This is a genomic window from Mesorhizobium sp. CU3, from assembly GCF_006442965.1.
Taxonomy (GTDB): domain Bacteria; phylum Pseudomonadota; class Alphaproteobacteria; order Rhizobiales; family Rhizobiaceae; genus Mesorhizobium.
In genome coordinates, this window is the sequence record NZ_VFWX01000005.1 from 278112 (window position 1) to 292931 (window position 14820).

General features: G+C 58.8%; 12 protein-coding genes. 2 read left to right on the plus strand and 10 right to left on the minus strand.

Going from position 1 to position 14820, the window contains the following annotated elements:
* Window positions 1-424 precede the first annotated feature (424 nt).
* From FJ988_RS10540 to FJ988_RS10555, 4 genes are read right to left on the minus strand one after another with little or no spacing between them, the layout of a single operon-like run.
* Window positions 425-709, minus strand: a complete 285-nt coding sequence (locus FJ988_RS10540; protein WP_140817173.1) for an acyl carrier protein — start codon at window positions 707-709, stop codon at window positions 425-427.
* Window positions 710-737: 28 nt separating this feature from the next.
* On the minus strand, window positions 738-1964 hold the full coding sequence (locus FJ988_RS10545) for a pyridoxal-dependent decarboxylase, exosortase A system-associated (protein WP_140817175.1): 1227 nt from the start codon (window positions 1962-1964) through the stop codon (window positions 738-740).
* Window positions 1961-3541, minus strand: a complete 1581-nt coding sequence (locus tag FJ988_RS10550; protein ID WP_407067727.1) for an acyl-CoA ligase (AMP-forming), exosortase A system-associated — start codon at window positions 3539-3541, stop codon at window positions 1961-1963. Before FJ988_RS10550 ends, FJ988_RS10545 begins: the two co-directional genes overlap by 4 nt.
* Window positions 3542-3569: 28 nt before the next feature.
* The gene (locus tag FJ988_RS10555) at window positions 3570-4418 is read right to left on the minus strand and encodes a hypothetical protein (RefSeq protein ID WP_246688498.1); all 849 of its coding nucleotides are present in this window, start codon (window positions 4416-4418) and stop codon (window positions 3570-3572) included.
* A gap of 397 nt (window positions 4419-4815) precedes the next feature.
* On the opposite strand from FJ988_RS10555, the gene FJ988_RS10560 reads away from it, so the two are divergent.
* A complete protein-coding gene (locus FJ988_RS10560) occupies window positions 4816-5718 on the plus strand; it encodes a glycosyltransferase family 2 protein (RefSeq protein WP_140817248.1) in 903 nt (300 codons plus the stop codon).
* 22 nt (window positions 5719-5740) lie between these two features.
* Here FJ988_RS10560 and FJ988_RS10565 read toward each other — a convergent pair whose 3' ends face one another.
* Both FJ988_RS10565 and FJ988_RS10570 read right to left on the minus strand, forming a co-directional pair.
* Window positions 5741-6991, minus strand: a complete 1251-nt coding sequence (locus tag FJ988_RS10565; RefSeq protein WP_246688499.1) for a glycosyltransferase family 4 protein — start codon at window positions 6989-6991, stop codon at window positions 5741-5743.
* 10 nt (window positions 6992-7001) lie between these two features.
* Window positions 7002-8351, minus strand: coding sequence for a nucleotide sugar dehydrogenase (locus tag FJ988_RS10570; RefSeq protein ID WP_140817179.1), 1350 nt, complete (start codon window positions 8349-8351; stop codon window positions 7002-7004).
* Between the two features lie 384 nt (window positions 8352-8735).
* Here FJ988_RS10570 and FJ988_RS10575 point away from each other — a divergent pair, with 384 nt between their 5' ends.
* Window positions 8736-9413, plus strand: a complete 678-nt coding sequence (locus tag FJ988_RS10575) for a polysaccharide deacetylase family protein (RefSeq protein WP_140817181.1) — start codon at window positions 8736-8738, stop codon at window positions 9411-9413.
* Between the two features lie 127 nt (window positions 9414-9540).
* Here FJ988_RS10575 and FJ988_RS10580 read toward each other — a convergent pair whose 3' ends face one another.
* From FJ988_RS10580 to FJ988_RS10595, 4 genes are all read right to left on the minus strand, one after another.
* Window positions 9541-10974: an exopolysaccharide biosynthesis polyprenyl glycosylphosphotransferase gene (locus tag FJ988_RS10580; RefSeq protein ID WP_140817183.1), complete on the minus strand. Its 1434-nt coding sequence runs from the start codon at window positions 10972-10974 to the stop codon at window positions 9541-9543.
* A gap of 87 nt (window positions 10975-11061) precedes the next feature.
* Window positions 11062-12054 (minus strand): NAD(P)-dependent oxidoreductase, encoded by a 993-nt coding sequence (locus tag FJ988_RS10585; protein ID WP_181183490.1) that lies wholly within the window; start codon window positions 12052-12054, stop codon window positions 11062-11064.
* A 42-nt stretch (window positions 12055-12096) separates the two neighbouring features.
* Window positions 12097-13041 carry a glycosyltransferase family A protein gene (locus FJ988_RS10590; protein ID WP_140817188.1) on the minus strand — a complete coding sequence of 315 codons (945 nt, stop codon included), beginning with the start codon at window positions 13039-13041 and terminating at the stop codon, window positions 12097-12099.
* Window positions 13038-14552 (minus strand): lipopolysaccharide biosynthesis protein, encoded by a 1515-nt coding sequence (locus FJ988_RS10595; protein WP_246688500.1) that lies wholly within the window; start codon window positions 14550-14552, stop codon window positions 13038-13040. Before FJ988_RS10595 ends, FJ988_RS10590 begins: the two co-directional genes overlap by 4 nt.
* Window positions 14553-14820: the final 268 nt, after the last annotated feature.

Genomic DNA, 14820 nt, shown 5'->3' on the forward strand with positions numbered 1-14820 from the left:
CCGTGGCCGATCGCTACCAAAAAGCGAGGGAGCCGGCGCGCCCGATAGTGGTAGGCTGAATTGCCGCGAGGCGCCTGTCACCTATAGCGGGTCATGAGGTACCACCTTAGCGGAGGGGCTCCGACAGTCGCGTACATTGCTGAATATGGAAAAAGTGAAGTCTCCGGTGGCAGCAGGCCTGCGTGGGGCCACCTTCTTCGGTTGCCCGGCTGCTCTCAACCTTGCGCCTTCGTCGCGGGTCGTCCGCACCATGACTGTGAGAGCAAGAGGCTACGCATCCGAGCGATCCAATTTCTTGGGTCAAGCCGGCTGAAATCATCCAACTCTAGAACAGGATGACGTTCCGTTGCACCGTCATCGCCGATCTAACTCTTTGTCGAAGCATGATCTTTTCCGAGAACCGGCTCCAACTTTGGAATCATGTCTAGGACACTGCCTCGATCTTTCGATGCGAGCGTTTTTGATCAACGAAATCCGCAAGGGTACCGAGCGTTTCAAAAACATCGGCCGAGAACTCACTGTCTTCGATCTGAAAGGCGAAACGGCTCTCCAATGCCATCGCCAGTGTCAGCACCCCGAATGAGTCCAGTTCCGGCAGGCTACCGAACAAGGCTGTATGCGCATGGAGAAGCCGTCGGCTGTCTTCGATGCCAAGTGTCTCGACCACGACTTCTCTAACGGCTTCCAGTGTCTGCATATCCGCACTCATGATGTTCCATCCCAGGTTCGCTATGGATCTAAACCAACACTTCGGCTGGCATCGGGTGTCCGAGGAACGCCGTCGGGCTGGCTGTAAGGCCATACGCTCCGGCCTGAAAGAGAACGATCATGTCTCCGACGTCGGCTCGGGCAAGGCTGACATTGTCCCCAAGCGTATCCAGCGGCGTGCAGAGACAACCGACCACGGTTACGGTCTCCAGATCGGTCGCATCCATCTTGTTGGCCACGACCATGGGATAGTTGCGGCGAATGACCTGCCCGAAATTACCAGAGGCGGCCAATTGATGATGCAGCCCCCCATCCACCACCAGATAGGTGCGCCCTCGCGAGACCTTGCGGTCAATAACCCGCGAAGCATAGATCCCGGCCTCTCCGACGAGATATCGGCCAAATTCCATGACCACGCGACAATGCGGCAAGCGGGGGCGGATTGCGGTGTCTATCAACTTGGCGATGTTTTCGCCCAATGGCGCGAGATCAAGTGGGCGGTCCTTGTCGAAATAAGGAATTCCGAACCCGCCCCCGAGATTGAGATAACTTACCTGAGATGGCGAGCGATCGGCCAGATCGAGTAAGAGTTCGACAGTCTTGTTTTGTGCCTCGCATAAAATATCGGCATGCAGATTTTGCGAGCCGGCGAAAATGTGGAAACCCAGAAATTCCAGGTCCGCTGCAACGATTTGCTTCAGCAGGTCAGGCACCTGATCAGCGTCGACGCCGAATTGCTGCGGGCCGCCGCCCATTCGCATGCCAGAACCCTTGATCTGGAAATCGGGATTGACGCGCAAGGCGACCCTCGGTCGGATTCCCAGTCTGTTGCCGATCTCCACGATGCGTTGGGCTTCGTTTGCCGATTCCATTTCGATCGTCACGCCGGCGGCGATCGCTTGTGCAAGTTCACCGGCGGTTTTTCCGGGGCCTGCAAAACTGATATGCTCGGGCGATGTCGGAGTGTCGAGAACGACCTTCATTTCCATTGCCGAGGCGACGTCACAGCCATCGACGAGGCCTGCCATGTGTTGGACCACGGCCGGCATGGGATTGGCCTTGACTGCGTAGTGCAGATGGATTTCGGGTGGGAGGATCGAACGGAGATAGCTCACGCGATCGGTCATCATCCGTCTGTCGTAAGCAAAGAAGGGTGTGGAGCCAATTCGTTCGGCGAGCCGATCGATCGGCACTCCCCCTACGGCGAGACAGTTTCCATCCGCTGTGAAAGCCGCAATTGTTGGATGAACGCTCATGAGGCCAGTCGCTGCCGTAGTGAAACGCGGTCGAATTTGCCATTTGGCGTTGTTGGTAGAGCCGACATCTCCAAAACCGAGGCTGGCACCATATATTGCGGCAGTTGCAGCCTGATTGCGGACAGCAGGCCTGCTTGGTCGAGCGGGAGGTCGCCGGCCGGGCTGGCGACCAAGACTATTCGCTGTCCGAGGATCGGATCCTCGACGCCGAGCGCGACGGCATCGCGAACCAGCCCCGTGCCATAGGCCACTTCTTCGACCTCTGTGGGGCTGACGCGATAGCCGGATGTTTTGATCATGTCGTCCTTGCGTCCGACGAAAAAAAGGAAGCCCTCTTCGTCTGCTACCACCGTATCGCCGGAAAAGACGGCGACTTCCGGCGTCCGCCATCCGGCTTCCTGTCCCACTATAGACCGGAAACGTTCCGCCGTGCGCCCTGGATCGTTCCAGTAGCCCATGGCGACCAGCGGACCGCGATGTACGAGTTCACCCTCTTCACCAGGCGCGCACCGAGAACCATCCGGACGCAAGACCATGACCTCAGCGTTGGGGATGGCCTTGCCGATCGAATCGGGGCGGCGGTCGACTTCCGCAGGATCCAGATAGGTCGAGCGAAATGCTTCGGTCAGGCCGTACATCAAGTAAGGCAGAGCCCGCGGAAAGCGTTGCCGCAACTTGTCGAGTGTCGACTTCGGCATCCGTCCTCCGGTGTTGGCGAAATAGCGCAACCTGGCCGCCGTTTCGATCGGCCATGCCTGGTCCGCCAACTGAATCCAGAGCGGCGGCACACCCGTGATGCCAGTGACTGAATGCTTGGTGCACAGCCGCACGACATCGGCCGGCAAGAGATAGTTCATCAGCACGACATGAGCTGCGACATTGAATGCGGTTGTCAACTGGCTGAGCCCGGCGTCGAAACTCAAGGGCAGTACCGAGAGAATGGTGTCATTGGAGGTATTCTCCAAATACTGGCTGACGCTTTCGCCTCCGACTATGAGGTTGCGATGACTCAAGACGACGCCTTTTGGCTTGCCGGTGCTTCCCGATGTGTAAAGAATTGCCGCCATGTCCAGATCGATCGTGACTGGCTGTGGTCGCGGTGAGACGTTCGGGTCCAACAACGACGCCCAATCGTGCCTGGCGAAGCTTTGGGTAGCGATTTCGTCCACGTCGGTTGGACCGTCGCCAACCAGAACGACGTGAGCAACGGAAGCGCAGCCATCCGGCTGCTTGACCAACTCGGCGAACCGCTCGTGCGTTGTCACCAATACGCTTACATTGCAATCGGCGAGGATATAGGCGACCTGCTGGGGACGTAGCTGCGTGTTGACGGGCACAAAAACACCACCTGCGGCCGCAGTTCCAAATATCGCCACGATGGTTTCGATGCGTTTCTCCAGCAGTATCGCCACACGGTCGTTGCGCGCCAGGCCTATCGCCGCCAGGCCGGATGCGAAACTGCAAACGCGATGCCAAAGCTCATCATAGCTGCAGGTCGTGTCCTTATAGGTTAGCGCTGCAGCGCCGCCCCGACTTTCCGCGGCCTGCTCGAGCAGATGGCATACGTTTGATCTCATCAATCTTTTCATGTCGGCTTTGCTTCCGTTACCACGGCACACAGGCAAGCTCGCTATACAAGTAGCCAATTTCTTCGGGTTGCAATCGATCACTTCTGAACATCTTTGGGCGAGGCGAGCGAAGCATGAATGAAAGACGCGGACAATAACGGACGACACGTGTCTCGGCGAGCGTTGCCAATATGCCGAAATGGGTTAGCAGATGACTGTAAACATGCCGAGCAGCAACTCGGAACAGATCATGATTACTGACGTGGAGTATCGAAGCGAAGAATGGCAACCCCTTTCGACGATCTCGGCGAAACATCACGTAGCAAACCTGACCGCCTTTGAGCACGACCAGATGGTTCGCAGCAGGAACCCCGGCATGATCTTTGTAAATTTCCAGGTCTCGCCCTTGAAGAATGGCCTCGATCGACTCCCGATCCGATACCACGCGAGTTCCCGACCATCCTGGCCATGGCAAGTTGGCAACCACCGCCGTGCCCGTATCGAGGAACTGGAATTTCAAACGCACGTTCAGTTGAACCACGTTCCCGCTCGGTGAGAGGTCGGTGAAATTGTAACCGTCCTGACCCAGGATGGCTTTCACCAGCCTCAGTCCGTGTGATCTGAATTCCTCAAGAACGCACCACGCGGCCATATTGCAGATTTTCTCAATCCGTCCTTCGATGCACGACTGGGAATAGAAGGCTAAGTACACCCCAACGATCTGCCCGCCACAAACAAGCATGAAACCATGATTGGGAGAATCTCGCTGCCATGTGGGAGTTATGGCTGAAGCCCACGTTGCCGGCGTGATCCTGTGGTTCAGGTTGTCATGCAGAAAATGCGCGACGGCTGCGACATCGCCGCGCGCAATTGGGCGCAGATCCACACCCGCTCCAGCTTCTATCACACCCGCCCGAGACACTCGCTGCCTTGCTAGATTACGAAACTCCTAAGCCTTCACAATTTGAAGGTCGTTCCGCAGCGAGGGTACCTAAACAAAAGGCGCAAGCATTTTACTCCGTTTACCAACTGGCTACCCGGCAGACGAAAAGTTCTACTAGGTGCGGTCGCAACGCCTAACAAACCTCAAGCGACAATGTGACTGGGCACTGGCTCGAAGAGGGCCTGAACAAAAGGCCCACAAGGCTCACCTCTTGGGAGGACGATGCGGGCGGTTCGCGATGTGTTCGCTTGCATCGGCTTTCGGCTTGGACCGGCTGCGGCACTTGCAGATGCTCAAAGGAAGACTTGTCGCAGCAGACCTGGAGCAGTCCACGAAGAACATGATCACTGTCATCATCCCGCATCTCGACCAGCACGAAATGCTCAGGCGCTGCCTAGCATCCTTGCAGGCTCAGCGCCCGCCGCGGCAGCAAGTCGAGATCATCGTCGTCGACAACGGATCGAGACAGATGCCGACCGACCTTTGCGCCTCCTTTCCCGCTGTGACGCTCCTTCTCGAGCGCACACCTGGTCCGGGGCCAGCGCGAAACCGCGGCGCGGCCCATGCGAGCGGCGAAACGCTGGCCTTCATTGACGCCGACTGTATCGCCCATCCCGACTGGCTTTGCGAAATAGAACGCTGCTTTGCCGAGCGGGAAGACATTGGCATCATAGGGGGCGACGTCAGGATTGCGCGCCAGGACGAACACCGGCTTACGCTGCTTGAAGCCTATGAAAGCGTATTTGCCTACCGCATGCGCGAATACATCGCCAAGCAGGGGTATACGGGCACCGGCAATCTGGCGATGCGTGCGAGAGTTCTGTCTTCGGTTGGACCGTTCGGGGGCATCGAGATCGCGGAAGATCGCGACTGGGGGGAGCGCGCGCTTCGCAAAGGCTTCCGCACCCACTACCGCAAGCAGATGATCGTATTCCATCCCGCTCGCCGGAATCTTGCTGAGATCGCCGCGAAATGGGAGCGGCATGTCGCTCATGATTTCAATCGGGTGCGCACGACACCAGGCTGGCGGCCGCGTTGGATCCTGCGCAGTTTCGCGGTTGCGCTTTCGCCCGCGGCAGAGTTGCTGCGGATCGGCTTTTCCGATCGCATTGAAGGCCCAAGGGCGCGCATGCTTGCGATGTACGGTGTCGTCCTGGTTCGCCTCTACCGATGCAAGGTGATGCTGGCTCTTGCATTCGGAGCAGATGCCTCGCGCATCGTCGACAAATGGAACCGCGCCTGAGCGCTCGGGCAGGAAAACCGGCTCACGACTTCCTTGCAGCAGCTGGCCTGGCCCGTTGATACGCGGCGATGAGGTTCGGCACCTGATAGCTCCATGCAAGTTCCCGCTGCAAACGAGCACGGCCGAAGTCACCCATGACCTTGCGCTGTACGGGGCGGTCAAGCAGCCATTCGATCTTGTCAGCAAAGTCGATAGGATCATCGGGGCGGGCGTAGAGGGAGGCCTTGTCCGCCGAGAAGCGCCCCTCGGTGACGTCGAACTGCACGATCGGTTTGCCGAAAGCCATGTACTCCAGGATCTTGTTCATGGTGGACTTGTCGTTCATCGGATTGACGCGATCCGGATTGACGCAGACATCGGCCGTCGAAAGCACGGTGAAGAGCATGTCATCGGGAACCCGACCGGTGAAAGTGACATAGTCGTCCAACCCCAGGCTCTGGCAGTATTCCTTGAGGTTGCCCAGTTGCGGGCCACCGCCGACGAGAACGAACTGGACGTCCTGCCGGCCACGCTCGTCAACGAGATGCTTGACGCCACGCAGAAGCAGGTCGATGCCTTCCTGCTCCCCCATCACGCCGACATAGCCCACAAGAAACTTGCGTCCCTTTTTCAGGCCGGGGTCGGGGCAGTCGGTCTTCAAGCGTGTCAGGTCCGGACCGGACCGCACCACGAATACGTCGCCGGCGCGCTTCCTGCCGCGGGTAAGCGCGATCCTTCGGTAGCTCTCATTGGTCGAAATGACCACGTCGGCGCATTTGAATGTAATCCATTCGAACAGGCACAGCAGCCGCCAAAGCCGCCCGCGCTTGCCGAACTTCGCCTCGTAGAGCTCGGGATTGATGTCGTGATGATCGAAAATGAAACGCTTGCCCAGCAGCTTGAACGGCAGGGCGACGAGAAAGATCAGATCCGGCGGATTGCAGGCATGGATGGTCTCAAACCCATGCCTGAACAGGATTTTCCATGCCAGGCGGGTCTCATGCCAGAGCGCTGCGCCGTACTCGAGCAGGAATTCCGACGCGCCTTTGGCTTCGACCGGCAAGTTATGCCTGTAGACGTGAATTCCCTCCAGCGTCTCTTCACGCTCTTCCGCCCCTACGCCGACAGGGCAAATGATGGAGACCTCCGCGCCCGCGTCACGCAATGCACGCGCTTCCTGCCAAACGCGCCGGTCGAACGGCACGGGCAGGTTTTCGACAATCATCAAGACCTTACGGGTAGAAAGGCTGCCGGATCGGGCTTGTTCGGCCCCAAACATCGAGATGACGGACATCTCTTTTCCCCTAAGCTACTGCGCGCCTGAGGGCGTCGCCAGGCTGGGTTGGCTCTTCCAGGGATGCGGGAGGGGCAGGCAGCCTGTTTATGCTGTCCGAAAGCGCGTTGAGATCAATCACGCTCTGCGCTTTCGAGAAGGAAAGCATGCCCGCCGTGCGGTTTGCGAAGATCACCCGGTCATAGCGCCGAGCTTCAGCCTGCTTTTTGCTCACCAGCAGGGTGGCAAACTGCGGAAGCCAGGACCAGGCGTAGCCCAGATTGGCGCCCACCAGCTTGCCGGCGTCGATGGCCGGATCGAAAATCGACAGCCTGTAGCGTTCCCTCAGCAGGCTGCGCGCAAGGTCGATATTGGGACTTTCTCTCAGGTCGTCCGTTCCGGCCTTGAAAGCCAGGCCCGCCAGCAACACCGATGCTCCCGGCTTCAGACCCTTCGTCGCGAGTTGAAACAGGCAGTATTTATGCGCGTCATTGGAGCGCAGGAGCGAGTCGATCAAAGGCGCATTGATCCCGCAGTCCGCCACGATGTTCTGCAATGCACGGACGTCCTTTGGCAGACACGAGCCACCGAATGCTCCGCCGGGGCGCAGGTAGTACGGCGAAATGTTGAGTTTCGTGTCGGAAACAAAGATCTCGTGCACTTTCGCCGGATCGACACCGAGCTGAAGGCCGATCCGGCCGATTTCGTTGGCAAACGCCACCTTCATCGCGTGCCAGCTGTTGTCGACGAATTTTGTCATTTCGGCTTCCGCGAAACGCGTTACGAAGCGCGGCGAATCGAAGCCGGCAAAAAGCGCGTCAACGGCTGGCTTCGACTCGCCGTCCCGCGTCCCAATGACCACCTTCGGGGGCAGGAAGTAGTCATGGACGGCCGAAGATTCCCTCAGGAATTCGGGGCAGTAGGCGAGTTCAACGCGGTCCGCCGCGTCTCCCAGCAAGCCTGCGTAGATCGGCGCGATCAGACCTTCCATCGTTCCGGGCCTTACGGTCGAGCGGTAAATCACGGTCAGCGGCTTGGCGCGGCCATGCCCGACGTGCAGCGCTATTTCCTTTGAGACTTCGGTCACAAATGTCATGTCGTGGGCGCCGTCCGCTCCGCTGGGCGTGCCGACGCATACTATCGCGACATCACAGCCTTCGAGCTTGTCTTCGACTTCCACGAACGCCGAGATGCGATTGTCCGCCAGCCCCTGGAGCAGCATTTCGCCGAGTCCAGGCTCGATGATCGGTGTGATCCCCGAGTTGACGCCGGCAACCTTGCGACCGTTGACGTCGAACCCGACCACTTCATGGCCTTGGTGTGCCAGGCAGCATAGGGTGGTAAATCCGACATAGCCCAGCCCGAAGATAGCTATTTTCATTGACGCCTTAGCTCCGCATCATGTTTGAGCCGGGCAGAGATCGCCTCAGGCAAACAATGGCAGTGTTCCGACTCCCGGCGAATTGAGGAGCTATCCGTTGAGCGATGCGACCGCACCCTTATGGGTAGGATGTCCCTTGGGCATGGTCAAAAAGGGGGATGTTCCCGTATTCAGATCGCATCCAACTCTGCAAAGCCCGCCGCACTGACGAGCTTGCTTGATCGCCCGATGCGAGAAAGCCGATAAGTCGGGTTGAAGAATGGACACCACAAGCTCATGGTGAGAGCATTCCTTGGTGGATATCGATTTGTACTTGCCTGCGCCGGATATCGGTTTGCCGCGCGTAAGGTTCAAAAGCAATAAAGCGACCATAGGAAACCAGGTGTGATTGGATCGAAAGAGCGCTTCATCAACTTCCACGGCATAGGCATAGCCCCACCCGGTATCGACAAGGCCGAACTGGATTTCTGGTGGGATGCGGATCCGTTTTTCGCGGCCTTGGACAAAGTGTCGGCCGCTGCAAGCACCTACCCCGTCCTCATCACCTTTGACGACGGCAATCAAAGTGATGTCGACATTGCTTTGCCCGCACTTCTGGAAAGAAGCCTCACTGCGTCTTTTTTTGTTTGCGCAGGGCGAGTGGGAACCCGTGGATATCTGAGTGCATCGGCGATCAGGCAACTTCTTCAGGAGGGGATGCGGATCGGCAGCCACGGTATGCATCATCTTGACTGGGGCAAGCTCGATGATGCGCGGCTGCACATCGAAACGGTGGATGCCAGGCGCAGGCTGGAAGACATTTGCGGTTGCGAAATCGGTGAGGCCAGTATTCCTTTCGGCCGTTATAATCGCCGCGTTCTGAAAAAACTGAAAGCTGAAGGCTACAGCCGCGTCTACACGTCAGGGCGAGGCATCGCCACCAAGGAAGCGTGGTTGAAACCGCGCAACACGCTGGACCGCTCATGGCAATGGAAGGACATCCCAAGGGATCTGGCCCTCCAGGACTCTTATCTCGGGCGGCTGCGTTCCAATCTCTCGCATGCACGCAAGTCTGTTTGGTAACGGCTGCGCGTTGCTATCGCCGCATCTATAACGTTTCACCGCTTCACGGGACACGGCGACCCGCTCTATCCCTTTGTTTTTACGCAATTACGGGCAGAAAATCGCTCACGCTTTTCCTGGACTTGGCCTAGTAAGCATTTAGCCCGCGCAAAACGGCAAACGGTGTTTGCAGGATTATGCGAATGTCCAGCCAGATACTCCACCTCTCTATGTAGAGCATGTCCATCTGGATCCGGTTCGTCATCAAGTCGACTTCCGGCGTTGCACCGCGAAATCCGCTTACCTGTGCCCAGCCAGTAATGCCCGGCTTCATTTGACGGCGAAAAGCATAGTTGCCGATCGCCCGACCGAATTCGCTGTCATGCGAAGCCGCATGCGGTCTCGGCCCGACGACCGACATGTCACCCATGAGGACGTTCAGCAGCTGCGGCAGCTCATCTATGCTGGTCCGGCGAAGCCAACGGCCAAACTCCGTGGTGCGTTTGTCCTGAGAAGTCGCCTGCTGGATCCCAGGGCCGTCCTCCAGGACATTCATGGTCCTGAACTTGTATATCTTGAAGGCTTTGCCGTTGAAGCCGATGCGGGTTTGCCTGAACAGCACTGGTCCGCGCGAGTCGATTTGGATCATCACGGCAATAAGTATCATGAACGGCCAAAGCACCGCTAAAGCGGCCATTGAGATGGCGATGTCGATGAGCCGCTTGGCTGCTCGCTGGACTATGGTGAGGGGCGGATGCTGCAGTTCGACGAGAGCCGACGATCCCACTATCTGAGCCGGCTGCTTCACAAAGTCGACCAACCAGTCCCGAGCAATAAGCGAGACTGGCAATGGGAGCTGGCGCAGGGGCGTTAGGTGGGGTTTGAGCCTCTGCCAATCTTGAACATCGGCCGCTATGAGTATCTCATCGACATCGGAGTTCTGGGCGATCGCAACTGCCAGCTCGATCCGCTGCCTTATCAGCGCCTCGTCATCCGGCGTTCCGAGATTTAATCGGTATTCGATGTGGATTCCATGCTGCTGCAGTTCGGGGGCCGCGTTGGCATCGAGTGAGGCCCCTTGGTGAATCAACACCGCTTTGCGACCTGCCGTGGTTCTTCTTGCGGAATCTCTACGGACAAACAGCCGCCAGCACACCCGATGGGCCAGAAGCGAGATCAGTCCACCGAGCGCCAAGGCGACGCCAGCTAGCGGATCGACCTCCTTACCCAACGCAAAGGCGCTCACGCCAAGGAGCGTTGCCGTACATAGCCAAAGCGAGGCAACGACATGGAGCCGCATGTGTTCGGAGAGAATTGTGGAGGGCTGGTAGAGGCCGGCCAGCTTCGCCGAGCACACGAACAGCGCACAGGCGATCGGCGCGATGCCCAGTGTGAGCATCGCCACCCCCCCTCCATCCGCGCCCGATTGGAAGCTCCAGACGGCACACGCCACGGTGATGGCCAGCGTATCCGCTATGATAGCCAGCGCGGGCACTGACCGGTACGAAACGAGGGAACGCCCGGAAGGGCTGGCTACGAACTCCCTTGCTGTCTCCAAACTGGCGATCGGCGACATATCCATTGTAAATATACCGGGCCGTGTTGACGATAGACGGGCCGCAACGCCCACTTGCACAATATTTGGCTGGTCCGGTGCCGCGCAAAATGCCTACAAAAGTGCGTCCAGCGCATCCCAGTTATTCAGAAGGAGTAGTTGGTTGAGGGCTTGCGCGATTGCCGCGCCCACCACGCCGGTGCGATACCACTGAACCGTTCGACGGAGCCCCTCGTCCAGCGAGGTCTTAGCCGCCCAGCCAAGCCGCGCCAAAGCACACTCGGTATCGGCCATGACCTCGTTTTCGGACGGCCGGTCGGGAACCGCGCCAAAAACGGGAGAGGGTGCGGAGCCGACGATTGCAACAACCTTCTCGACGATTTCGCGAACAGAGACCAGGCGGCCAGATCCGAGGTCGATCGTGTTCCCCTCGATCCCCTTTGTCGTCGCCGCCAAAATGAACCCGTCGATCACATCGTTCACATAGATCCAGTCGGCCTTGCGCTTGCCGCTGGTCACTTTGGGCTCCGCCTCGCAAAGGAGCGACTTGATTACGCTTGGGATGAGCTTGGCGGGCGCCTGGCGCGGTCCGTAGACCATGAATGGCTGCAGAATAACCACCGGTGCCTGGAAAAGAGCATGAAACATGCGCCCGTAGCCCGACGCCGCCCATTTCGCCGCTGCATAGGGCGAATATGGAGTGGGATGCTCAAGACCGGGCTGGGGCTCGGTAAAGGAGCCGCTCAGAATAATGCGGCCGCTGCCGGCCTCCGTTCCGGCCACCAGCACGTTTAGCGTGCTGGTCAACAGGCTTTGATAGGTCGGCACGACCAACTCAAGGTCGGGGCTCGCGCCAACCGAGCCGGCCAGATGATAGAGTATGTCCGGCTTCACTGCCGCAACGACGCGACGAACCGTCGAGAGATCGGCCATGTCGGCTTCCCACCAGATCGGTCCGTTATCGTCCCTCTCCCGTTTGAAACGTGAGGTAGCGTGGACCTCGCAGCCAAGTCCAAGAAGCCGTTGGCAAAGATGGGAGCCGAGGAAGCCACTTCCGCCCGTGATGAGAACCTTGAGGTCCGCGATATTCGGATTTTGGTGGATCATCTCGGCCGACCTCCATTTGTGCGGCCTGCGCATCGACCGTGCCTAGTCTTGGCTCACAAATGTCGATGACAGAAAGCGTCCCTGATGCCCGCGCAGGCGCCTAAGCAGTTGATGCCGTGAATCTGACAGTTGCGCACGTGCGACCCTGATTGTCTCCTTCGCCCAGAAGCGGCGAAGCGCCATTTCGCATCGACGCAGCTGATCCCCGGTAAGCTCGGCTGAACCGACGATATCGCGAAGGTCACGATAAGTGCGGGACGGCCAGGTTCTGAGTTCTTCGCTGCGGATGGGATCAAGACGCCGGCGGAATGCAACTCGGTCCAGGCCGAGACGCGGCTTCTGCGTACGGTTCGCGAGCCGATCGGGGATATGAAGGATCGGCCCCATCAGCGCCAGTTCCGCGCATATCAGCCAGTCTGCCTGCTCGGAGCGGCGAAGCATGCGCGTTTCCAAGAACTGGGAGCGTCGGTAAATGCCGTAGATCGGATCATACTTGGCGTCGCCGGCATGATAGAACCACAGCATCCTTGCAAACCGCTGAGCAGCGTCGCCGGAGCTCGGGAATTCCCCCCGGTAATCCGTCCATCTCGCTGCCCCCTCAGGCGAGTAGACGGTGAAGCCGGTGGTCAGGCCAATTGCATCGGTCCGGTCTTCAAGCGTCCTCACGCATTTCGAAAGGTAGCCCGGCTCGAGCCAGTCATCGGCGCTGATCCAGCGGAAGAATGTGCCGCGCGCCAGGTTCAGCACACGATTCATGTTCTGATGGAGCCCGATATTCGAAGGGTTGACATTCAGTCGGATGCGCCTGTCGGCCCGCGCATAGTTTGCAAGCGTTTCTGTCACTCCGTCGTCAGATGCATTGTCGGAAACGACGAGTTCGAAGTCCTCGAAATCCTGGCCAAGGATGGATTCTATGCAGTTTTCCACCCATCCTTTTCCGTTTCGCACGGCAAGGCCGATGCTAACCTGTGGAACCTTCGCGCTCATCTGCTTGCTCCGAGATTGGCGGACGTGTCGGCAATTCGGTCCGGCGATGCAGGTCTCAGCGCCGCCAGGACATCCACGTACAACTTCTTTTGCCCCAGGACGAACAGGAGCAGACAGGCGTAGACGGCGCCCATAACCGTGCCACCTACCAAAAGCCGAAGGAGCGGCGTGGACGATGGCCCGAGATAGAACGCCGCCTCAAATCCCGCACCGGTCGCGACGATACTGGCCAGAAAAGGCCGCCAGATCGCGGCAAAGAGATCGAAAGGCGACAGAAGCGTCCCCTTCGCGCACCAGAAGATATGCGGCACCACCCACGCGGTCATGGCCGCCGAAACGGCGAGCGCCACACCGTTGGCTCCGTAAGGGAGACCTATGATGACGGCCGAGCAGACCAGCGCGGTGATGGCGTATGCCATATTGAGGCTACGTCCCTGAAGACCCGTCGACTGGAGGAACCATCCCGTCGGGTTGATGATCCCGAAAACCAGGATCGTGGGGGCGAGCGAACGGAAGATCGGCGTCACTGCGTGCCAGTGGTGCCCGAGGACGACGGTTATGATCTCGTCCGCGAAGATTGCACAGAACATCGTCGTCGGAAGTGTAAGACTGTTGACGAGTGTATATCCCTTGAGGAAATACGCCCTGCAGCGCACCGGATCACCCTGCAGCCTGGACAAGGCGGAAAAGGCCACTCCCCCGATCGCGGACAGCAAGGTCGTGTTCGGTATATTGATGAGCTGATAGCCTCGCCCATAGATGCCCAAGGCGTCCGCCCCCAGATAGCGCCCGATCATCAGCTTGTCGAAATTATAGGCCAGATGGACGACCAGATTATTGAACGTGATCGTAGCCCCGAACCTAAGCATGGACCGAACATCGGAGAGCCTTCCGGGCTTTCCCGGACGCCAGGAAGTAGCGAGCCACATAAGAAGGGTCATCGTTGCTGGCTGAACGAGTGCGGCCCCGACCAGCGCCCAATAGCCAAAGCCGTAAAACGCCATTCCAAGCCCGGTCGCAATGCTGGCCAGCTGGGCAATTGTCTCGATGACAGCCAGGGCCCCATAGCGCAGCGAGCGTTGCAGAAGCGCAAGATGCTGCACTCCGGCGGCATTGAACAGGAATCCCGCCGCCAGCGCGGCGGTCACCGGAAGCAGGCGAGGCTCCTGGTAGAAATCGACGAGGAAAGGCGCGGTGATGACGCAGAGCACGCCAAGGATGCCGCCGACGGCCACATTGACCCAAAAAAGGGTCGATACATATTGATCGCTGATGTCGGCCTTTTGGACCGTCGCCGCCGAGAGTCCAGCGGTTGAGAACAGGTCGAAGAAGCTCGTAACCACGGTCACCATGGCGACCAGGCCGAAATCCGCCGGCTCCAGCAGGCGTGCGATTGCGGCGACAAAGCCAAGCCGCAGAACAAAGGAGAGCCCTTGTCCGCAGAGCTTCGCAAACGCGCCCCGCAGCGATTTTCCCTTCAGTTCCTCCAGCTTCGAACTCCCTGCAGACAAAAGACGACGTACGGTCCGAGACTCGTAACGGTGCCATGGCCAAATCACAGGAGGGCATGGGATTGCCCGCCAAGACCATGCCAGCTTATGGCTCGCGCTTCGTGCCGGGCACCCCTCCACAGCGCGGGTGCCCGACATCAATTGTGATTAGCCGGTGGCCGTTTGAATTAGTTCCGAAGAGCCGGAATGCGGCCGCGGTGGGGTCGAAGTGTCCGGGCGTTTCTTCGACCGATGAAGTGCGGCGTGCGATCCGGCCCGGTGAATCCCG

Bases quoted from the DNA above. Each gene is read 5' to 3' on its own strand.
- FJ988_RS10545 (WP_140817175.1), bottom strand. From the start codon at position 1,964: ATGAGCGTTCATCCAACAATTGCGGCTTTCACAGCGGATGGAAACTGT.
- FJ988_RS10590 (WP_140817188.1), bottom strand. From the start codon at position 13,041: ATGAGCGCGAAGGTTCCACAGGTTAGCATCGGCCTTGCCGTGCGAAAC.
- FJ988_RS10585 (WP_181183490.1), bottom strand. From the start codon at position 12,054: ATGATCCACCAAAATCCGAATATCGCGGACCTCAAGGTTCTCATCACG.
- FJ988_RS10565 (WP_246688499.1), bottom strand. From the start codon at position 6,991: ATGTCCGTCATCTCGATGTTTGGGGCCGAACAAGCCCGATCCGGCAGC.
- FJ988_RS10540 (WP_140817173.1), bottom strand. From the start codon at position 709: ATGAGTGCGGATATGCAGACACTGGAAGCCGTTAGAGAAGTCGTGGTC.
- FJ988_RS10580 (WP_140817183.1), bottom strand. From the start codon at position 10,974: ATGGATATGTCGCCGATCGCCAGTTTGGAGACAGCAAGGGAGTTCGTA.
- FJ988_RS10570 (WP_140817179.1), bottom strand. From the start codon at position 8,351: ATGAAAATAGCTATCTTCGGGCTGGGCTATGTCGGATTTACCACCCTA.
- FJ988_RS10550 (WP_407067727.1), bottom strand. From the start codon at position 3,541: ATGAGATCAAACGTATGCCATCTGCTCGAGCAGGCCGCGGAAAGTCGG.
- FJ988_RS10560 (WP_140817248.1), top strand. From the start codon at position 4,816: ATGATCACTGTCATCATCCCGCATCTCGACCAGCACGAAATGCTCAGG.